The 21,557-nt window shown below is 42.8% G+C and carries 15 protein-coding genes; 1 reads left to right on the forward strand and 14 read right to left on the reverse strand.

Translation table 11 applies throughout. The features are described 5' to 3' along the window. The first annotated feature begins 49 nt into the window (after window positions 1-49). A complete protein-coding gene (gene fabA, locus AACR75_RS07535; protein ID WP_013856904.1) occupies window positions 50-568 on the forward strand; it encodes a bifunctional 3-hydroxydecanoyl-ACP dehydratase/trans-2-decenoyl-ACP isomerase in 519 nt (172 codons plus the stop codon). Window positions 569-704: 136 nt separating this feature from the next. Here the strand turns inward: fabA and rmf are convergent, their stop codons facing one another. From rmf to AACR75_RS07605, 14 genes are all read right to left on the reverse strand, one after another. After that, window positions 705-878, reverse strand: a complete 174-nt coding sequence (rmf, locus tag AACR75_RS07540) for a ribosome modulation factor (RefSeq protein ID WP_010320553.1) — start codon at window positions 876-878, stop codon at window positions 705-707. Window positions 879-1,046: 168 nt separating this feature from the next. After that, window positions 1,047-2,936 (reverse strand): DUF3466 family protein, encoded by a 1,890-nt coding sequence (locus AACR75_RS07545; protein WP_047689468.1) that lies wholly within the window; start codon window positions 2,934-2,936, stop codon window positions 1,047-1,049. 9 nt (window positions 2,937-2,945) lie between these two features. Then, on the reverse strand, window positions 2,946-4,862 hold the full coding sequence (locus AACR75_RS07550) for an ABC transporter ATP-binding protein (protein WP_017041963.1): 1,917 nt from the start codon (window positions 4,860-4,862) through the stop codon (window positions 2,946-2,948). Further along, window positions 4,840-5,088: a glutaredoxin family protein gene (locus AACR75_RS07555; RefSeq protein ID WP_013856908.1), complete on the reverse strand. Its 249-nt coding sequence runs from the start codon at window positions 5,086-5,088 to the stop codon at window positions 4,840-4,842. Before AACR75_RS07555 ends, AACR75_RS07550 begins: the two co-directional genes overlap by 23 nt. Window positions 5,089-5,091: 3 nt before the next feature. Beyond that, window positions 5,092-7,221, reverse strand: a complete 2,130-nt coding sequence (gene rlmKL, locus AACR75_RS07560; RefSeq protein WP_047689471.1) for a bifunctional 23S rRNA (guanine(2069)-N(7))-methyltransferase RlmK/23S rRNA (guanine(2445)-N(2))-methyltransferase RlmL — start codon at window positions 7,219-7,221, stop codon at window positions 5,092-5,094. A 476-nt stretch (window positions 7,222-7,697) separates the two neighbouring features. Then, window positions 7,698-8,240, reverse strand: a complete 543-nt coding sequence (locus AACR75_RS07565; RefSeq protein WP_047689474.1) for a cell division protein ZapC — start codon at window positions 8,238-8,240, stop codon at window positions 7,698-7,700. A gap of 189 nt (window positions 8,241-8,429) precedes the next feature. Then, window positions 8,430-9,440, reverse strand: a complete 1,011-nt coding sequence (gene pyrD, locus AACR75_RS07570) for a quinone-dependent dihydroorotate dehydrogenase (protein WP_047689477.1) — start codon at window positions 9,438-9,440, stop codon at window positions 8,430-8,432. A gap of 45 nt (window positions 9,441-9,485) precedes the next feature. Further along, entirely contained in the window at window positions 9,486-14,327 is a 4,842-nt protein-coding gene (locus tag AACR75_RS07575; RefSeq protein ID WP_017044697.1) for an NAD-glutamate dehydrogenase, read from the reverse strand. Between the two features lie 182 nt (window positions 14,328-14,509). Continuing rightward, window positions 14,510-14,728: a DUF2835 domain-containing protein gene (locus AACR75_RS07580; protein ID WP_013856912.1), complete on the reverse strand. Its 219-nt coding sequence runs from the start codon at window positions 14,726-14,728 to the stop codon at window positions 14,510-14,512. Window positions 14,729-14,793: 65 nt separating this feature from the next. Next, on the reverse strand, window positions 14,794-17,400 hold the full coding sequence (gene pepN, locus AACR75_RS07585; RefSeq protein WP_047689480.1) for an aminopeptidase N: 2,607 nt from the start codon (window positions 17,398-17,400) through the stop codon (window positions 14,794-14,796). A 210-nt stretch (window positions 17,401-17,610) separates the two neighbouring features. Continuing rightward, window positions 17,611-18,294, reverse strand: coding sequence for a hypothetical protein (locus tag AACR75_RS07590; protein ID WP_013856914.1), 684 nt, complete (start codon window positions 18,292-18,294; stop codon window positions 17,611-17,613). Window positions 18,295-18,435: 141 nt separating this feature from the next. Beyond that, window positions 18,436-20,430, reverse strand: a complete 1,995-nt coding sequence (prc, locus tag AACR75_RS07595; RefSeq protein WP_047689483.1) for a carboxy terminal-processing peptidase — start codon at window positions 20,428-20,430, stop codon at window positions 18,436-18,438. Between the two features lie 17 nt (window positions 20,431-20,447). Beyond that, window positions 20,448-21,077, reverse strand: a complete 630-nt coding sequence (gene proQ / locus AACR75_RS07600) for an RNA chaperone ProQ (RefSeq protein ID WP_017044692.1) — start codon at window positions 21,075-21,077, stop codon at window positions 20,448-20,450. A gap of 99 nt (window positions 21,078-21,176) precedes the next feature. Then, a partial coding sequence (locus AACR75_RS07605; RefSeq protein ID WP_047689515.1) for a GAF domain-containing protein occupies window positions 21,177-21,557 on the reverse strand: 381 nt, incomplete at its 5' end.

Here is a 21,557-nt window from a genome sequence, read left to right on the forward strand (position 1 = left end):
TACACGTGTTCCCTAATATGCACCCTATCAAAAATTGGAGTAACTGATAATGCAGAATAAACGAGATTCATATAATCGTGAAGACTTACTAGCCTCTAGCCAAGGTGAGCTTTTTGGGCCTGGCTACCCTCAATTGCCAGCGCCAAATATGTTGATGATGGACCGCATCACCAAAATGTCAGAAACCGAGGGCGAGTATGGTAAAGGCCTTATTCTTGCTGAGTTAGATATTACTCCTGATCTATGGTTCTTCGATTGCCATTTCCCTGGCGATCCTGTAATGCCTGGCTGTTTAGGTTTAGATGCGATGTGGCAATTGGTTGGTTTCTTCCTTGGCTGGGTTGGTGGCAAAGGAAAAGGCCGGGCATTAGGTGTTGGTGAAGTCAAGTTCACAGGTCAGATCCTACCAACAGCAAAAAAAGTAACTTACGAAATCACGATGAAACGGGTTGTTAACCGTAAACTTGTAATGGGCCTAGCTGATGGTCGCGTTCTTGTCGATGGCAAAGAGATTTACGTTGCAAAGGACTTAAAAGTAGGTCTTTTCCAAGATACTTCTGCTTTTTAATGACGTTAAATTATTCATAAGCGACTCATAGAGTCGCTTTTTTCTCATCAAAATACTTAGTTATAGTGCCTTAGGGTGGCTTGAATACTAAAAAGCCCCTTCCGGGGCTTAAATCCTTTTGCATGTATGTGGGAGTTTATTTGTAGAGACCAGCTTGTTTGTCATCTCTGGCATCGCGCCAACCACCTAGCCAATATGAACGAGCGTCCGTTTGTTGATAAGGGCAAGCCTCTACGGAACGTCCGTTTAAGCCAGCTTTATACCCATGAGACTGTGCTCTTTCAAGGCGATCACGCTTTTGTCTCTTCATCATAGTGTAGTCCTCATACAGTAACTTGTGTCTTACATACAACTATTAAATCTACATGGCATATCTGTTACGCCACAATTAAGAATTGCTCAAAAATTCGACTTTCTCAAGTTACAAAAAAGCGCAGATTCTAAATTGTGAACTTGCGCCATTCTTTACACTATTTAATTATTTTCTGCGGAACCCAAAGAGAGCAAGTAGTGTCAGAGTAATCCATCCCATACTACCGCCTTTACGTTCAACGGGCGGAAGTGCCGTGCTGCGGACTTCAATATCGCTAGCCGCCGCGCCAGCAATCGGGATCAGTTTAATCGCGACAACGCTTTCACTTCCAGAAGTACAGTATGAGTTATGGGAGAAATCGTCATAGCCACCAGTACATTTAAATGCACTTGCTGCAATCACACCATCATCATTGATATCTGAGGCTTCAAAAATACGGAACTGGTTGTTATGTTGTGAGTAAGACCCACCGTTGGTTAGATCATCTAACCACCAACCTTGGTTCTGGAACAATGCCATTCTTGCTGCATTACTCCCTGTACCGTTGAAAGGATAGATAAAGCCACGATGACGACGTTGTTTGCCTCCATCTTCACGACCTTTTTCTGCATCGATTTGACCGACAATTTCATTGAAATTGTTGATCGCTTTCGCTTCACCGCCAGCACCAGTAAAGAAAATTCCACCTGATAGATAGTTAGCTACAGGCGTTCCGCTATTGGCATCCGACACAAAAATACGGTTTGCTGCTGCGCCGCTTTCAGGTTTATCGCCTCGACGTTTTGTTTCACCGATCACGATTAAATGGTTATTAATATCTGTCGCTAATGAGTTGGAGTAAATCACATCTCCATCCACTTTCAGTTCTGTGCCAGTAATAACCTTACTACTCCACATATCATGCTTAGGAGTTGTTACGTCGTAACTTGCATTAGGATAGAATACTGTTGCTTGCATTCTAAACACATTATCATCGCGATAGGTATTAAAACCAGCCATAACTGGCTTGTTAGCGTAACTGCCAGATGTAGGAACAGCAGCGCCTCTTACACTTGCTTGTGCAGAGTATCCGCTACGGTTTGCTTCAACATCACCGACCCACCCTGTTACACGGTAACCCGTCGAGATAGATGCTGTATCCCACATATAAGCTTGCGTTGCAAATGCAAAATTTTGACACTGACGAGTTAACTGTGGATCGAGACCATCACTCACACAAGTGTTAACATCGCCATTGTAGTCTTTGTTATCATCATCACCATTACCCGTTAAATAAGGGCTAACTGATGCACTACCAACCACGAAATTATGGGTACCATCATTGAATACATCATAAGCGAACGTCCGACCCATTTTTTCAACAATTTTATTATTTGTGTCTTTGACAATTGTGGTGTCTGTTGGTGGATTTAAAATATTGCCATGATAAAAACCACGTTGACGGTAGCCTAGAGCGTAATTACTCCCAGACTGGGTGTAACCGCTGCTCGTAATACCAAAAGCAGAAGTACCGTCTAACCCAGTTAAAACGGTATTCTGAGTATTTGCAATAGAGCCAAAAGTCAAAACAACTTGCGATGAATTAACAAAGGCCGCTGCATTTTGTAGATAACTACCATTATCCCAAGCATCACGCTCACGTTTCAAACCGCCAGTTTCAACATTGTTGTACTCAAAACCATGCCATTGCTTATCAGCCCATGCCTCACAAGTAGAATAACCGAGTTCGTTAGAGCAATAGTTTTTGAGATCATCAATATCCTGATAAACAAAACGATTATCCATTTTGAATGGCACTTCATCATGATAGGAAATGCCATCAGAACCATTGAGCGTATCGCCACCAAACGCAAAAGTATTACAGCTATTTCCGGCCGTAAAACATCCAAGAGGATTTGCTGAAAGGTTATCTTTTTGTATTGCCCTTCCATAATATTCATTAGCGACTAAGTTACCGGGTGTCACTTCTACAATTTGGTAAAGTGCAGCATGAGCTTGAGTGGCAGCCAGAATACTGGCCGCAATTACGGTGATTTTAAATGTTTTACTACTCATTAATAATCTCTAACTTTCCTGTTGCATTGCTTCGAGCTCTTCCCAGCGCTCGAAAGCAATTTCAAGCTCCTGCTCTTTCGCAGTTAACTTATCTAAAACGGGCTGTGTTTTGTCTGCTGATTGCATGAAAAACTCAGGATCGTTCACTTGCTGTTGAAGCATTTCAATATCATTCTCAAGTTGCTCTAACATTGCGGGCAACTCATCCATTTCTCGCTGCAGTTTATAAGATAACTTTTTAGGTTTTGTCTTAATTGGCGCTGTTTTGAGAGTTTCCTCAACCACTTTTTCTTTATTGCTGACATTTTCAGCAACTCGTGACTGCAAAACCTGAGCTCTTTGTTGCTGAGCATCGTGATAGCCTCCAACAAATTCTTCAATTTTGCCATCACCTTCAAAAATCCAACTCGTTGTTACAGTATTATCAACAAATTGACGATCGTGGCTGACAAGCAGCAATGTGCCTTGGTAGTTGGCAAGCAAATCTTCTAAAAGTTCCAAAGTTTCGATATCTAAATCGTTGGTTGGTTCATCTAAAATCAATAAATTATTCGGTTTGAGGAAAATACGAGCAAGCAACAGTCTGTTTTTCTCACCACCAGATAGCGCTTTTACTGGCGTTCTCGCACGTTTAGGGGCAAACAAGAAATCTTGTAAGTAGCTTAATGCGTGCCGTGGGCGCCCAGCCACCATCACTTCTTGTTTTCCGTCAGCTAAGTTGTCAATTACCGACTTCTCAGGATCGAGGATCTCACGGTACTGATCAAAATAAGCAACTTCAAGTTTGGTACCGCAATGTAATTTGCCACTCTGAGGTTGTAAATCACCCAACAGCAGTTTCAGCAGCGTACTTTTACCGCATCCGTTAGGGCCAATAAGTGCAATGCGATCACCACGCATGATATTGAAACTGAAGTTCGAGACAATGTTTTTGCCATCAATGCTATAGCTAATATCCTTCGCTTCGAAGACAATTTTTCCTGAACGCGCAGCGTCATCGATTTGCAAGTTTGCTTTGCCCTGTACCTCACGGCGATCATTACGCTCTTCTCTTAGCTTCTTGAGTGCTCTTACGCGCCCTTCGTTACGAGTACGACGCGCTTTGATGCCTTGGCGAATCCAAACTTCTTCTTGGGCCAATTTCTTATCAAACTCGGCATTTTGCATCTCTTCTACGCGCAAGGCTTCTTCCTTGGCGACAAGGTACTGATCATAATCACCAGGAAACGAGCTGAGTTTACCGCGGTCAAGATCAACAATGCGTGTCGCCATTGAGTGGATGAACGTCCGGTCATGCGATACAAAGATGATCGAGCCTCTAAAATCTTTCAAAAAGCCTTCGAGCCATTCGATGGTGGTTACATCAAGGTGGTTAGTCGGTTCATCAAGCAAAAGGACATCAGGATCACACACTAGTGCTCTTGCAAGAGCCGCTTTACGCTGCCATCCACCGGATAAATCCGTTAGTTTGGTGTGACCATCCAGTTTCAACGCCGCCAGAACATTTTGGATACGTTCTTCAAAACGCCATGCCCCTGTATGCTCTAGCTGCTCTTGAATACGAGATAACTTATTGATATTACTTTCACTTGGATCGATAACGATGAGATCTAAAAGATCTTGATAGATCTTTAGATACTCACCAACTTCCGCTAATCCACCAGCAACATAATCAAAAACGGTGCCAGCTTCATCTCTAGGCGGATCTTGTTCTAATCGAGAAACAACAACATCTTGTTCTATCTGCATTTTTCCGTCGTCCATGATGATTTCTCTCGCAAGAACTTTCATCATAGTCGACTTGCCTGCACCGTTTCGGCCGACGAGACAAACTCGTTCATTTTCTTGTAATGCGAAATCTGCATGATCGAGTAATGGGTGGTCACCAAATGCTAATTGACCGTTATGGATGGTAATTAATGCCATTATTTTCTAACCAATGAAGTAATGTTTGTTGGTCAAAGGGCCAGCTCAGTTCGGATTCTTGGTATTTAAGAACCGGAATAGTGACCCCGTAACGAGAGAAGAGCGCATCATCAAATGCAATATCAACAAGTTGTACTTGTTCAGCAATGTTTGCCTGCTGAACAAGCTGAAATGCCATCTCACAGAGATGGCATCCTTCAGTACTGTAAAGCGTGAACAACTTCATTCCCTATTCACTGCATGCATGGGAAATCGTCCAGCAGTTATGGATCTGCTTATTGCGTTCAAAATCCAGTGGTAATGTTTGTGCTGAAATGTTTTGAGCAGCTAAACCAAGCTCAGCTAGCGCTTCTAAATCCATTTTAAAATGTCGTTTATTGTTTGAAAACACAATCGTACCTTCTGGACGTAGGATACGTTTTAAATTTTCCATCAACTTAATATGATCGCGTTGCACATCAAATGTGTGTTCCATACGTTTGGAATTTGAGAATGTCGGCGGATCGATAAATATCAAATCAAATTGTTCTTTTGCAGTCTCTAGCCATTGCACACAGTCGGCTTGTTCAAAGCGATGCTGGTGTCCAACTTGACCGTTGAGCTTTAAGTTGTCTTTAGCCCATTCTAAATAGGTTTTAGACATATCAACCGTCATGGTTGATTTTGCTCCACCGCAAGCGGCATGAACGGTTGCAGAGCCGGTGTAAGCAAATAGATTGAGGAAATCTTTACCCTTTGCCATTTGCCCTAAGCGACGACGCGTCAATTTATGATCAAGGAATAAACCCGTATCGAGATAATCATGTAAATTGACAATCAGTTTAACGCCATACTCGTTCACTTCCATTGTCTCAGAAATTTGCCCTAATTTTTGATATTGAGAGCGCCCTTTCTGTTTTTCACGAACTTTGAGTACTACTTTATTTGCTTCTGTTCCGGTGACTTGAATCGCGGCACGAATGATATCTGTTAAACGGCGTTTCGCCTTTTCTTCTGGAATATCTTTAGGTGCGGCGTATTCTTGGATCACTAGGTGGTCGAGATAAACATCGATCGCAACATTGTATTCAGGCAAATCAGCGTCATAAATACGATAGCAATCGAGTGATTCACGTTTCGCCCACTTACCAATTTTCGCAATATTTTTCTTTAAACGATTCGAAAAATCAGGAGCAATCACCGATTCTTGAGAAATAGACGCTCCCAGCTCTACCGTGCGCAATGAAATTGAGTAGTTCTTTTGGTGACAAGGTAACGCACCGTTATTTAACTTAAACTGCTTTTCAGCGCGCATACGCAAACAACTGAGTAATTCGTCAGAGCTTGAGAAAATCGACGCTTGGCAACCGCCAAATTCAGCCTTTAATTGCCCACCAAATGCCGTGTATAAAGCAATCAAACCAGGATGTGTACCTAAACGTTCACCATAGGGTGGATTACAGATAACTACACCATCCTCAAACCCTTCAGGACGTTTGATCAGTGCCGCATCACCTAGCTGGAAGGTAATCAGTTCTTCAACCCCTGCGCGGCGAGCGTTATCTTTCGCGGTTTGCAGCACTCGTGCATCGTTATCAAAACCAAAGAACTTACAGTCAACTTTCTTGACACCACGTCTTGCTTGAACATTGGCCTCTGATTTTATTTGCGCCCATAGTTCTGCATCAAAATCCTCTAAAGCTTCGAAACTCCACTTTGGACGCTTGAGACTAGGGGCCATACCAGCAGCCATCATGGCCGCCTCAATGAGCAAAGTGCCAGAACCACACATTGGGTCGAGCAGTGGCTTCGTTTCACTCCATCCACTACGCAAAATAATAGCCGCTGCTAATGTTTCACGAAGTGGTGCTCGCCCCGCTTCGGTACGGTAACCGCGCTGATGTAAACCACCGCCCACCATATCAATCCCTAAAATGGCTTTATCTTTATGCAAGCGTACATGGACACGAAGATCTGCATGATCTTTATCGATCGAAGGGCGCGGTAAGTTCTTTTTGGTGAAACAGTCGACAACCGCATCCTTTACTTTCATCGCGCCGTACTGACTGTTGCGGATTTCGTTATTTGTGCCGTTGAAGTCGACAACAAACTTTTTCGAACTATGAAAATGATTAACCCAGTTCACTGAACTTGCTGACAAGTAAAGATCCATATCATTTTGGCAGGTAAATTCAGAGAGGACGCGAACAAATCTTGATGCTAGACGGCTCCACAAACAACAGCGATAAATCTGCTCTTTCGACGCTTTAAATTTTACCCCGGCCTGCACGGGTTTTGCGTCCGTAATCCCTAATTTGGTTAGTTCTTCAACTAATAGGTTCTCAAGACCGTTTGAGGTAACCGCTAGATATTGATTCATACTGCTCTTTTACTGATAAAAATGACCACGCATTATACCTGACAATCCCACGCTTGAGTAAAACAAAGTGTCTCTTTCACCTTCTCAACCATTCAATTGCTTAACTACTCGCCAATTTTACAAATAGACAAGCTTCGAGCATTGCAAAAACATCTCACTAGATATAGCAAGGCCTACGGGATAAGTGAGTATTTATTCACTGTATAATTGGACTATACCAGATTGATTTTTGTAGTGTAAATTAATTACAAATGAGCTAAAAATGGGAATATGTCGGCCATTTCTAGCAATGTAGACACTGTTTATAACGTCACTTTTGAAGAAAAAAACATCAGAATCCTGAACAAATCTCACATTTAAGATCGAATTCAGACGGATAGGATTGAGTTGGGGAAAAGCTCTAGGCAAAAAAAATCGGCTATTAAGCCGATGGGAAATGAAACAAAGGAACGAAACGTTGTGCTATTAGGGAAAAGTTAACTCACAAGAGCAACGTGCTCTTCGAGCAAAATATGATTGGCGCAAGCCATACGGTCATGCATAACCTTAATGACCTGTCCGTATTCCAGCTGTTTGGAACCATTCAGTATGAACGCATCCAAATCGACTAAGGCGCAAAGACTAGCGCAGTCCCCTACCTCAAGTACGATGAAATAACCTTGGCTGTAGCCGTTGACCAACCGAACAATGTCACCTTCACTCGGTTCAAAACCGTAGCCTTGATGATCAAAAAACCAACTTTTAGGCTGGACAGGTTTATGAAAACGCTTAGCGGCAACACAATAGAGTGCTAATTCGGCTTGTCTTGGCTCACTTAAACCTAAATAGGCAATTTGCTCTTTGTAGGTTTGGAAAGCACTCGCATCATCGACTGAAAAATGATTCTCAGCAAAAGCACAATCGACGAGCAGATTACGGTAAAGATTGGTCTTAAAAACCATCTCATCACCAAGGTACAACATCAGGCAGCTTTCGCTATCTGAATAATACCAACTCCATTTGTCACTTGGTTTAAGCATCGTTCCACTCTCTAATTTTAATGAATTATCAAACTATTAGGTAAAACGCTTAATTACCTTTGCCAGCTAGTGAATGTAATTTTAAGAACAGAAATATAAAAAAAAAGAGGAAATGAATAACTCATTCCCTCTTACTTTGACCCAGTCACTTTTTATTTTTCTGAGTAAATACCTTTAAATCGCACTTATTTACAGGTTCTTGACAATATCTCTCACTAAACCTGGGCCGTGATAAATGAATCCTGAATAGACTTGTACTAGTTTCGCGCCCGCCAACATTTTTTCTTTTGCAGCGATACAAGAATCAATACCACCCACTCCAATAATGGGCAGCTTATCACCCAGCTCTTGGTACAAGCACTTAATCACTTCAGTACTTCTTGATTGAACAGGACGGCCACTTAACCCACCCGCTTCATTCGCGAATTTCATACCTTCCACCAGCGACCGATCCAATGTGGTATTAGTCGCGATAACGCCATCAATATTATGCTTGAGTAACGATTGGCAAATTTGTTTAAGTTCGTCATCAGAAAGATCGGGAGCGATCTTTAATGTTAGCGGAACGTATTTATTATGCAGCTTAGCCAATTCAGATTGCTTCGCTTTCAGTACGGCAAGCAAATCATCCAATGCTTCACCATATTGTAACGTTCGTAACCCAGGAGTGTTGGGGGATGAAATGTTCACTGCTATGTAACCAGCATATGGGTAGACTTTCTCCATACAAATAAGATAGTCATCTGCCCCATTTTCAATCGGTGTATCTTTATTCTTTCCAATGTTGATACCGATAATGCCGTCATATTTAGCTTTCTTAACGTTCTCAACCAGGTTGTCGGCACCTAAGTTGTTAAAGCCCATTCGATTGATAATACCTTCCGCTTGGATCAAACGGAATAAACGCGGTTTATCGTTACCAGATTGAGGACGTGGAGTCACGGTACCAACTTCGACAAAACCAAACCCCATTGCACCAAAAGCTTCTATGCATTCCCCATTTTTATCTAGGCCAGCGGCCAAACCTACAGGGTTTTTAAAAGTTAAACCCATGCATTCGACTGGGCGATTGGGTAAGTGTTGACGATAGAAGAGATCAAGAGGAGTGCCTGTGAAACGTTTAAAGTTTTCAATGGCGAGATCATGTGCCTTTTCGGCATCAAGTTGGAAAAAGCCAGTCCTGGCTAAGCGGTAGAGCATTGTGCCTCCGAAATAAAAAGCCCCGTATAAACGGGGCGTTATTATTTACTCATTTGCCGCACAATTCAAATTTAAAAGTACTAATTCTCTTAATGCTACTGAGAATTTTGCAAATTCATGTACTGCACCAACTTTAAATTCGTTGAGGATACTCTCCCAGCGCATTAAGGACACTTCATTACTAGCAATCCATTCATCCAGTGCTTTCATTACATCGAGTTCTTCTGGTGCACAAGTACAATTCAATACTTGCGCAGTGAGTTGACGCTGCTGCCAGTCTAAATCTTCACGGAATGCAGCGCGAGCTAGTGCTTGCCAGTTGTTATCCACCGCTTGACCGTTAATCTGTTTTAAGAACCAGTGCAGTGATAAACGATCTCCTAAGTTAAAGTAAAGCTTAGCTGTCTGAGCAACGGTCTTACCTTTATCACGTGCCACTGTGGATATATCCAGTGCTGAGTACAGGCTTGATAAACGAGCAACGTAATTCGCCAGTTCTGAGTTAATGCCTTTATCAATCCAGACTTGAGCCATGGCATTATGCTCTGCAACCTCTTCAGCAACGAGCATATTGTCTAGTTCAGCGGAAACGGCATTGACGTCAGTTTGATAAAGCGCAATCAAATCTTTGACTGATTGTTTGCCTGAACGATTACGCAGCAACCAACGAGATAAGCGGCGTAAGGTTCGGCGTACTAAGAAGATCACATCGTACTGTGCATCGGCTTCTGCTTTATTGTCGAGTAAACGAACCTGCTCAAGAACACGGCCTAAACCATAGATTTCTCTTGCCGCAGTGTAAGCATTGGCAATATCGACAACATTCGCACCAGTCTCTTCTTGCAGACGGGTCACGAAATTACATCCCATTTCGTTCACCATCTGATTGGCCAGAGCCGTAGCAATGATCTCTGCACGAAGTGGATGCTGTTGCATGTGCTGAGAATAGTTACGACGTAACTCCGTAGGGAAATAGTTGATCAACTGCTGTGAATGGAATTCATCGTGTGAAATCTCTTCACAAGCCAATTCCTCTTTCAACACCATTTTGCCGTATGCCACTAATACCGATAGCTCCGGACGGGTTAATGCAAATCCCTGCTTCTCACGCTCAAGCAAAGTTTCATCATCTGGAATGTATTCCAATGCTCGGTCAAGGTGCCCTGCTTTTTCCATGGCATGGATGAAACGAATTTGCTCTTTAACTAACGATACACCCTGTTGCTCAGTGACAGAAATAGCTTCAGATTGAGCGTAAGCATCTTCAATAACGATGCCTCCTACTTCGTCTTCCATCGACTCTAAGATCTGATTACGTTGTTTGACGGTAAGATCACCATTCGCCACCAAGCCATTCAAGAAGATCTTAATATTAACTTCATTATCCGAGCAATCGACGCCGCCAACGTTATCAACAAAGTCGGTATTAACACGACCACCAGTTAATGCATACTCAACACGTCCAAGTTGAGTCATACCTAAGTTACCGCCTTCACCGATCACTTTTGTACGAAGATCGCGTCCATCAATTCTTAGAGCATCGTTAGCACGGTCACCTACATCAGAATGGCTCTCTTTCGATGATTTAACGTAGGTGCCGATGCCGCCGTTCCACAAAAGATCCACTTCCATTTTCAAGATCATTTTAATCAGCTCATTAGGCGCAACAGAAGCCTTCTTAGTGCCGATCATTTTTTGAATTTCAGGTGTTAAGGTGATCGATTTCGCTTTGCGAGAGAAGATGCCACCACCTTTTGAGATCAACTTTGCGTTGTAATCTTCCCAGCTAGATCGTGGCGTGTTGAATAAGCGATTGCGCTCTTCCCAACTTTTTGCTGAATTTGGTGTTGGATCGATGAAAATATGCAAATGGTTAAACGCTGCTTGCAAACAGATGTGTTTAGACAGCAGCATACCATTACCGAACACATCTCCAGCCATATCGCCGATGCCAATCGCTGTGAAATCTGTGGTTTGGCAGTTAATGCCCATCTCACGGAAGTGGCGCTTGACTGACTCCCATCCCCCTTTTGCTGTAATCCCCATGGCTTTATGGTCGTAACCATTTGAACCACCAGAAGCAAAAGCGTCACCTAGCCAGAAATTGTATTCTGCTGACACTGAGTTAGCCAAATCGGAAAATGTTGCTGTCCCTTTATCCGCGGCTACAACTAAGTAAGGGTCATCTTCATCATGACGAACGACATTTTTAGGTGGAACGACTTCGCCTTCAATAATATTGTCGGAAACATCGAGTAATGCACGAATAAAACGTTTATAGCAGCGTTGTCCCTCGGCAAAGATCTCATCACGCGTGGTAAACATGTGCTGTTTCTTACACACAAAACCACCTTTTGCTCCCACAGGAACAATAACAGTATTTTTTACCTGTTGCGCTTTCACTAACCCTAGAATCTCGGTACGGAAATCTTCTTGGCGATCAGACCAACGTAATCCGCCACGTGCTACTTTACCACCACGTAAATGAACACCTTCAATATCAGGCGCATAAACGAAGATTTCGAAAGCCGGCACAGGAGCTGGAATTTCAGAAATCTCTTTCGGTTTCATTTTTAAAGAAAGCCAAGGTTTGATCTGATTGTTTTCATCCAGCTGGAAGTAGTTAGTACGGATCGTTGCACTGATCATCTCCATATAACGGCGAATAATACGATCATCATCCAAGCTATCAACACGATCTAACTCTTCAGTAATAGCGTTGATAAGATCCGTTTGCCCTTTTTGAGCCCCTTTGTGTTTAGGATCAAACCGCTTTAAGAATAGTTCCACCAGCCCTTTTGCTACATCTGGATAATGGCTGAGTGTATCTTCAATATATTGTTGACTGAATGGGAAACCCACTTGGCGCATGTAACGCGCATAAGCACGAAGAATCGAGACTTCGCGCCCAGTTAATGAAGCACCGAGTACTAGTCGGTTGAAGCCATCACTCTCTAATTCACCAGCCCAAATAGCCGCAAATGCTTGTTGAAAACGATCTCTCGCTTCTCGAAGATCGACACTCTTATCGCTCTTATGCAGCATTGAGAAATCTAAGATCCAATACGTTTGACCATTTAACTTGCGTACTTCATAAGGTGACTCTCCGATCACCCTCAGCCCTAAGTTTTCCAACATCGGCATCACATCAGAAAGATGGATTGGCTCGTCACGGTGATAGAGTTTTAAGCGCACCGCTTTTGAATCGGCCGCTTCTTCTTGTGGGCGATAGAACAACATGCCGAGTTTGTGCTCTTCATCTAAGGCTTCCAATCGCTGGATATCATCCACCGCTGAACCCGGCATCATGTCTTCTTTGTAAGAGCGAGGGAATGCACGCATGTATTCTTTCGATAATGGCAGCCCTTTACTCTCTCCAAAGTTTGCTACGATCGCATCTGATAAACGATCATCCCAAGTTGATGATGCTTCCATTAAATTCTGCTCTACCGTTTTTACATCGACATCCATATTGTTATTATCAACACGTACGATGTAGTGTGTTCTTGCCAATGGGCTTTCTGAAAAATAAGTGGTGAACTCAACATCTTGCTCACAACCAAAGTACTGTTTGAAAATTCGTTGCGTTTGGCGGCGAAGCTCGGTGTTATAGCGCTCTTTGGTCACATAGACCATACAGCTGAAGAAACGACCAAACGGGTCTTTACGAACAAACAGACGCAGCAAATCCCTATCTTGCATTTGCACTACGCCCATCCCAACTTCTAACATCTCTTCTTCACGTGCTTGCAGTAACTCATCACGAGGATAGTTTTCTAGAATATTGTGCAGCGCTTTATAGGAATACGAGCCTGCACGATAACCGCTGGCTTTTAGGATACGTTCTACTTTTTCGCGGATCAGCGGAATAGTTTCGACACTTTGGTTGTACACCGCCGAGGTATATAGGCCAGTGAAACGATGTTCACCGATCACTTTACCTGCTTTGTCGAACTTTTTAACGCCGATATAATCGGTATAAGCTGGGCGGTGGATACGTGATTGGGTATTGCCTTTAGTGACAATCAATAAAAAAGGCTTTTTGGCTTCAAGGCGCGCGGAATCAGGAAAGTCAGATAATTTTACGCTGCGCACACGTTTTGAATCAGAAAATAAACCCAACCCTTTTTCTGCTGTTGGTCTCAGCTCAGTATCGCCTTCGACCGTCACGAGGTCGTATTCTTTGTATCCCATGAAAGTGAAATTATGATTTCCCATCCACTTTAAGAATTTGATGGTTTCTTCGTAACGATCACTTTCTACAGGAATGAATTCTTTTTGTGTCTCCAATTGCGCAATCACTTGCACCAGTTTTTCTGACATTGGTTGCCAGTCTTGCACCACTAAAGCTGTATCGCTCAGAATACTAAGCAACTCATTTTTCAGCTGTGTCATCGCTTCTTTGCTGCTAAGGCGGTCGACTTCAATATGAAAAAGAGATTGCAGAACACCCTCACCTTGGTTTACCGAAGTAATAACACCGTTATCGGTGCGCGAGATTTGCGTTGGACCATTGAGCATGAGGTGTGACGATAAATCCAAACGGCTGAGCGCCATTTTAATGGAGTCCACAAGAAACGGACTATCAGGGATTACTATTTCAACAATCGTGTGCGTTGACTGCCAACCTTGGCGGCTTACTGTCGGGTTAAATACCCGCACTGAACGCTCCTCCGGGTTTTTCTCATTAATATGGTGCCATAGGCTAACTATCGCACCATATAAGTCAGATTCATTACGTTCAGTCAGATCATCTTTCGAAATGTTGCTAAATAGATGTTGAGCAAGTTGGGTCACGAGCGGTTGATGAGCAAGATCGAGTTTGTCTTGAATCAGTTTGTACACTTTTTCAAGCAGAACTGGCACTAAAGTTTCACGCGCAGTCATAGTAGACTCCAAGATTATTATTTTTGTAGGGTATGCGGTAAGCATAGCGCTTACCATTGGTAATGCTTGCTTTATTGTAAAAGCTTTATTGACAAATAGTTAACAGTTTTAGGGCGGGTCTGAGGTGAAATGTTTGAGAATGTGATTAAGATTCCTATTTAAATATCTAGAAAATCAGCGGCTCACAGAGTTTCTAACTTTACAAACTTGTTATTTTGGTCAGTTGTCAGCCGAAATCGACCTTTTACTCCAATTTGGCTAAGAAATGGACGAAATCGAGACGCGGGTAGCTGAAGGCGTAAACCTTGATCTGTGTAGACTTGTACAGAGCTTGCTACACCAGAATAGTGCGCTAAGTAAGTTTGATAAGAAATATTGAGAGTAAAATAGTATTGCTTCATAGCCGTTAACCAAAATAGAGCGAGGAGACGTATCTATCACCTCGCTCTTAGTAGAGTTAAGATCCTTAAGATTCGAGCGCTTTTGTTACTTTTTCAAAGAGATCTCGAGCTAAATTATCCATTGACTTCAAAGTCTCCAACTCCGATTTCATCATTGCTTGACGAGTTTCATCGTAGAGCCTGAATTTAAGTAAAGGATCAATTAAACGCGACGCAACTTGGGGGTTACTATCATTGAGTTCACGCAGTATCTGCCCTGCAAAACGGTATCCCTCACCCGATTTTGCATGGAAGTTAACTGGGTTTGCACTGAGGAATGAACCAATTAAACTGCGGGTACGATTTGGATTTTTTAAGCTAAATGCTTCATGTTTCATGGTTTGTTGAATAGTATCCAAAACACTTGGCGCGGGGTTAGTCCCTTGCAGTGCAAACCATTTATCCATCACCAATCCATCGTGTTTCCATTTATTGCTGTAATCATCCATCAGTGCTTGACGGCACATAAGCTGTGCACTATTCGCAGCGCTCATAGCGGCGATGGTGTCAGTCATGTTGTTGGCGCTGTGATACTGAGCCAGCACCAAATCATTGCCTTGGTCGGTATAAGCTAAATAAGCAAGGCAAGTATTGCGCAATGCTCGTTCACCAATTGCACTGTGTTTAATGCTGTATGTTGTCTGTTTTAAACTGTGGTAAACCGCATTGAGCTCATCTTGCAATGCGTTAGCAAGCTGTACTTTCATCGCTTTAAGTACGGTCGCTATGGCATCAACATCCACACGTTTATACCAACCTGAAACCTCATTATGGCTAGGCAATGAGAGCATTTCCGCAATAAAAGCAGGCTCTAGAGCCTCACTCAGTAACACACCACGGAATGCATCAACTACCGATTCAGGCAAATCCGCCGCCTTACCCGACTGCACTCCAAACACATTGCTACGGATATATTTGGCTAACAACATTTGGCCTGCATCCCAGCGAGCAAATTCGTTGCGAGCATTGACCATCAAGAAGATCAGCTCATCATCACTGTAGTCATACTCCAGTTTCACTGGTGCTGAAAATTCGCGCAACAAGGAAGGGATCGGTTTCTCTGGCACATTTTCAAACACGAAGGTCTGCTTGGCCTGTGTTACGTTCAGTACATTAGAGATTCGCTTTCCGTTACATTGTAACTCAATTACATCACCATGAGCTGTGTATAACTCAACATCAAAAGGAATATGCAGCGCTGCTTTCTCTTTTTGCTCGTGCGTTGGTTCGGTTGTTTGCTCTACGGTTAAGGCATAGGTTTTCTGTTGTGCGTCATATTCAGTGCTCACTGAAATAATCGGTGTACCAGATTGGCTATACCATAAACGGAATTGGGTAAGATCGACGCCTGAAGCATCTTCCATCGCTGCTACGAAATCTTCGCAGGTAGCGGCAGTGCCATCATGACGCTCAAAATAGAGCTTCATTCCTTTTTGGAAATTCGTTTCACCCAATAACGTATGCATCATACGAATCACTTCACTGCCCTTTTCATAGACAGTTAATGTATAGAAGTTATTCATTTCTATCACTTTATCGGGACGAATTGGGTGTGACATTGGGCTAGCATCCTCAGCAAATTGTGGCCCGCGAATAATGCGCACATTATTAATGCGATTCACGGCTCTCGACCCTAAATCAGACGAAAATTCTTGGTCACGGAATACCGTTAGGCCTTCTTTTAAGCTTAATTGGAACCAATCACGACAAGTGACGCGGTTACCAGTCCAGTTATGGAAATATTCGTGGCCAATCACCGCTTCAATACCTAAATAATCAGTATCGGTAGCGGTTTTTTCATTGGCTAGCACAAACTTAGAGTTAAAAATGTTGAGGCCTTTATTCTCCATCGCACCCATGTTGAAAAAGTCAACGGCAACGATCATGTAGATGTCGAGATCATACTCTAAGCCGAAGCGTTCTTCGTCCCACTTCATTGCGTTGATAAGTGATGTCATCGCATGAGAAGCGCGGTCGAGGTTACCTTTATCAACAAATATCTCGAGGGCAACATCGCGACCAGACTTGGTTTTATATTGATCACGTAATACGTCAAAATCACCCGCAACGAGAGCAAATAAGTAAGCTGGTTTCGGATGTGGATCTTGCCACTTCACCCAATGACGCCCTTCTGTAAGATCGCCATGTTCGATACGGTTACCGTTACTTAATAAAAATGGGTAATCTTTTTTGTCAGCAATCACGGTCGTTGTGTATTTTGCAAGAACGTCTGGACGATCGAGGAAGTAAGTAATGCGACGGAAACCTTCCGCTTCACACTGCGTACAGAACGCACCACCCGATTTGTATAACCCTTCTAGTGCGGTATTCGCTTCTGGGTTAATCAGTGTCACGATCTCCAATTCAAACTCTTGAGGTAATGATGAGATCGAGAGCCCGCTTTCAAGCAGCTGAAAGTCTTGCCATTCGGTGCCATTCACTTTGAGCGATTTCAGCTCAAGGTTTTCACCATCCAGCACCAATTGGTTATTCTCTTTTTGCTGCTTAACGTGAGAAACGGCAGTCACTGTGGTGTTGGTATCAAAGAGATCGAATGTTAATTCGAGATCCGTAATGGTATGTGATGGAGATTGATAATCTTTGCGATACTTGGCTTGGGGTGTATGAGCCATGTCGGAATCCTTGTTGACGGAGTGAAATGTGACGTTTTTGATAAACATTCAGTAAGATGGCTATAGATCTAAGGCTTGTTATCATTAATAACAACCCCTCAAACCGAAAAACGAGGCATTTAAGACAAATACCCCGTTATTTCGCTGACAATTTACCCATATATCAACAGATTTCACTCATTGCCTTTCTTATGATAGAAGATTGCAAGACTACGGATTTACTCGCGCTAAAACAGCCGACATGGAACCATTCTCCACTTCTAAAGTTAACATATCGCTAACAAGCGTATAGCGGGTATCATGTTCTCCGTCTTCATAAAGGAGCACCAAATGATCACCTTCTGTGTAGTACACCCCTTTATGGATCGATTCGTTACCATTAGCACCACTTACTCTGAACATAAATACAAAATCCGGCTGTAAAACGAGATCAAGTTGGTTAATGTCGGTTGCTATCGCATCTTCACCAAATATCCGTTTGCTAGACCACACCCCTGCCAACGCATTTGGTAAAGCTTTAGTGAACATAATGCCGTTTAAGTTGAGCATGTTGTGGTTCACTTGGTATTGATAAACTTGAGGTTGCGATGAATTAAGCCCCAAAATCAAGCTGTTATCGCTGGCGTCAAATTCACCTTCCCAGTGCTCCACATTATAATTTTTCTTTTGAATATCGATCTTGAAACGATAATTCGATTCCAAGGTCAGTTTAATAGAACGAAAATCATCGGAAGAAGTGTCAGGATTGGGGTTAAGTAGGTACCAATCACCAAGTAAAAAAGGGAGATCAAACTGAGTTAAGTCTTGATGAGTCTGCGTACCACTACTTTGACTTTGTGCCGCACTGGTGCTGATAAGAACAATGCAGGTAAAAATGATGCTTATCCATTTCATAACACGCTCCTCACTTTTTTCTTAAGCTTAGAACCGGTTGTACGATAAAGCGAAATATTTGATCTATATCACGTTATTTATTTGGTTTAAATAAGATCAAAAAAGCGAGCACTAAGGCTCGCTTTTCATTGCTACTGGTTGCTAATTTAGCATATCAACAGTGATCGCCACTGCTTCTTCTAAATAAACATCTGGAGCTTCATAATCTTTAGGCACATCTTGCAAGGTTTTATAGGGCTTCAAACCATTGGCGACTTGTCGCATGTTAATCCGCGCCAAACGCAATTCATCTGCCTTGTCACTTTCTTGCTTACGCACAGATTCATTGAGAGAAATTGTGTTGTCATCTTTCTCCGCTTTATACTTCGCAATATCCTCGTTAATGAAGCCGAACTCCATATCGTTGGCAATACGAGCTTGATGCTGCGCAGATAACTTAGCAATCAGTTTTTCATTAGCTTGTAACTTGTCGTATTTAGCTCGCTCAATTTGATCCCAAGGAAGTGCATTAGGTTCAACGCTCTCACCGGTATCTTTTGCTTCAATCGCAGTGGGTAACGCAATATCAGGCACAACACCTTTATTCTGCGTACTACCACCATCAATACGATAAAATTTCTGAATCGTATATTGAACGTAGCCTAATTCTTTATCAAACAAGTCGTAGATATGATTCAACGAGCGATGCTGTTGAACCGTTCCCTTACCGAATGAGTTTTCGCCAACAATGATCGCTCGTCCATAATCTTGCATTGCCGCTGCAAAAATTTCTGAGGCTGATGCGCTGTAGCGATTCACCAATACCGTCATAGGACCCTGATAACTGATTTTTCCATCCGTGTCACTATTAACGTTTACTCGTCCATAGCTATCGCGAACTTGCACAACCGGACCGCTTTCAATAAATAAGCCGGATAATGCCGTCGCTTCCGTTAATGCACCCCCACCGTTATTACGCAAATCGACGATCACGCCATCCACTTTTTTCTGCTTCAGTTCAGCCAGCAATTTGTCCGTGTCTTGCGCTAAACCGACATAGAAGCTAGGGACTTCAAGCACGCCTATTTTCTTGCCATTTTTCTCGATGATTTTTGATTTAACCGCTCGATCTTCTAAACGAATTTTGTCTCGAACAATAGTGACAACGTGACTTTTAGCGTCTTTACCTTCCGGCAAAACTTGCAACTTCACCTTAGTGCCTTTCGGGCCTTTGATCAGTTGTACGACATCATCTAAACGCCAGCCGATAACATCAACCATCTCTTTGCCATCTTGGCCCACACCAATGATACGATCGCCTTCACCCAACTGCTTGCTATTTGAGGCAGGACCACCCGCAACTAACGAACGAATGATGGTATAGTCGTCGGTCATTTGCAGTACAGCACCAATCCCTTCCAATGAAAGATTCATTTCTGATTGGAACTGCTCGGCATTACGTGGAGAGAGATAACTAGTATGCGGATCAACTTCACGCGCAAAAGCATTCATATAAAGCTGAAATACATCTTCGCTGTGGGTCTGAGACAGACGTTTGATCGCGTTATTATAACGCTTGCCTAGCGTTTCTTTAATTTCCGGCCACTCTTTACCCGTAAGCTTTAAGTTCAGTGCATCATATTTGACACGTTGCTGCCATAACTTATCGAGCTCGGTTTTATCTTTCGGCCAAGCTGCTTTTGAGCGATCAAGTTCCATCGATTCATCGGCTTCAAATGTAATTTCTTTGTCGAGCAGAGAAAGCGCATATTGAAAACGCTCAAAGCGCTTTTGCATTGATAAGTTATAAACATCAAATGCAATTTGGTTATTGCCAGCCTTGAGTTGATCATCAAGTTGTGTCGACCACGTATGAAAGGAATCAATATCGCTCTGAGTAAAGATATTGCGGTTGTAGTCGAGCAGTTCGAGATAACGATTGAAGATAGCTTGCGAGAAATCGTCATTCAAGTTGAAGTGTTTGTAATGAGAACGAGTAAAACGGGAAGTCACACGCTTACTCGCCGTTTCATGCTGCATTTCTGGGGCAAGAAGAGGTAAATCTTCTTTGCTAAGAGTGGCTTCTAAGGCCTGAACGGATGACGCTGCTAGCCATAGGCCAGCAGCGATCAACGTTAATTTTGAACGGCATTTCATGCGTAGGAATTTCTCCTTTATGCGCGCAAGTGCTCCGCTTTCACAACCATTTGTAGGCCGTTTACAAGTTGAACGCGCACATCTTCCTTATTAACTTCAACAATGGTCGCAGCCATGTTTCCTTTACCCATGTTTACGTTCACTTGTTTGCCAGTGATCATTTCATCAGCATTTAAAGCGCGCGTCTCGACAGGTTTTTCAGCTTTTGGCGCTTTCGCTTGAGGACGACGAGCTTGTGCTTGAGGCTTTTTCGCTTTTGGCTGCTTCGCTTTTGCCTCTTCGCGTGCTTTTTGTCCTTGCTCTTTACGACGAGCCTGTACTCGAGCTTTACTTTCTGCCAATGCGGCTTGTGCGTGCTCTACATGTTCTTCTTCTAACTCTCCACATGGGTTGCCATCAAGGTCAACACGAGTTGCACCTAGTTTAACACCATGTAGATAACGCCATGACGACGTGTATTGTCTTAACGCAGCACGCAGCTGTGTTTTACTTACTTTTGAGTCTTCGTTTAGGCGTTCAGCAAGATCTTGAAAAATACCAATTTTCAAAGGCTTTGCTTCACCTTCTAAAGTAAAGCACTTAGGGAAACATTCAGCAATGTACGCAATAACTTCTTTGCTGTTTTTTAACTTTTCAGTGTTTTCCATGAGGATTCCTGGTTTATGCGGTCTTTCCGCGAGGCATTAAGATAAATATGTTCGGTATTATAGTGACCTAAATGCGAAAAACCACAGGCAATGACCAATTTATGCCTTGTTAGCGTGTGAATTGAGCAGCTTTTCTATCTCAATCATTAATTCTGCCATCCCTTTCTCATCAATTTCAGAAAAACGGCCAATTGTTGGGCTATCAATATCCAATACTCCCACCACTTGGCCATTGATAGAAAATGGCACCACCAACTCAGAATTGCTCGCAGCATCGCAAGCAATGTGACCAGCAAACTCATGGACATCATAAACACGTTGTATACGGTTAGTCGCCGCCGCAGTACCACACACACCTTTTCCTAAGGGGATGCGTACACAAGCTGGTTTTCCTTGAAAGGGACCGAGAACCAGTTGCTCTTCTTTTATTAGGTAAAAACCCACCCAGTTAAGATCTTCAAGCTCCATGTTAAATAAGGC

This window comes from Vibrio sp. ZOR0018, from assembly GCF_963865925.1.
Lineage (GTDB): Bacteria > Pseudomonadota > Gammaproteobacteria > Enterobacterales > Vibrionaceae > Vibrio > Vibrio anguillarum.

Excerpts from the sequence above, each read along its gene's own strand:
- AACR75_RS07555 (WP_013856908.1), bottom strand. The coding sequence starts at position 5,088 with ATGAAGTTGTTCACGCTTTACAGTACTGAAGGATGCCATCTCTGTGAG.
- AACR75_RS07590 (WP_013856914.1), bottom strand. The coding sequence starts at position 18,294 with ATGAAATGGATAAGCATCATTTTTACCTGCATTGTTCTTATCAGCACC.
- rlmKL (WP_047689471.1), bottom strand. The coding sequence starts at position 7,221 with ATGAATCAATATCTAGCGGTTACCTCAAACGGTCTTGAGAACCTATTA.
- rmf (WP_010320553.1), bottom strand. The coding sequence starts at position 878 with ATGAAGAGACAAAAGCGTGATCGCCTTGAAAGAGCACAGTCTCATGGG.
- AACR75_RS07545 (WP_047689468.1), bottom strand. The coding sequence starts at position 2,936 with ATGAGTAGTAAAACATTTAAAATCACCGTAATTGCGGCCAGTATTCTG.
- AACR75_RS07580 (WP_013856912.1), bottom strand. The coding sequence starts at position 14,728 with ATGAAGCAATACTATTTTACTCTCAATATTTCTTATCAAACTTACTTA.
- prc (WP_047689483.1), bottom strand. The coding sequence starts at position 20,430 with ATGAAATGCCGTTCAAAATTAACGTTGATCGCTGCTGGCCTATGGCTA.
- AACR75_RS07550 (WP_017041963.1), bottom strand. The coding sequence starts at position 4,862 with ATGGCATTAATTACCATCCATAACGGTCAATTAGCATTTGGTGACCAC.
- proQ (WP_017044692.1), bottom strand. The coding sequence starts at position 21,077 with ATGGAAAACACTGAAAAGTTAAAAAACAGCAAAGAAGTTATTGCGTAC.
- AACR75_RS07565 (WP_047689474.1), bottom strand. The coding sequence starts at position 8,240 with ATGCTTAAACCAAGTGACAAATGGAGTTGGTATTATTCAGATAGCGAA.
- pepN (WP_047689480.1), bottom strand. The coding sequence starts at position 17,400 with ATGGCTCATACACCCCAAGCCAAGTATCGCAAAGATTATCAATCTCCA.
- AACR75_RS07575 (WP_017044697.1), bottom strand. The coding sequence starts at position 14,327 with ATGACTGCGCGTGAAACTTTAGTGCCAGTTCTGCTTGAAAAAGTGTAC.
- fabA (WP_013856904.1), top strand. The coding sequence starts at position 50 with ATGCAGAATAAACGAGATTCATATAATCGTGAAGACTTACTAGCCTCT.
- pyrD (WP_047689477.1), bottom strand. The coding sequence starts at position 9,440 with ATGCTCTACCGCTTAGCCAGGACTGGCTTTTTCCAACTTGATGCCGAA.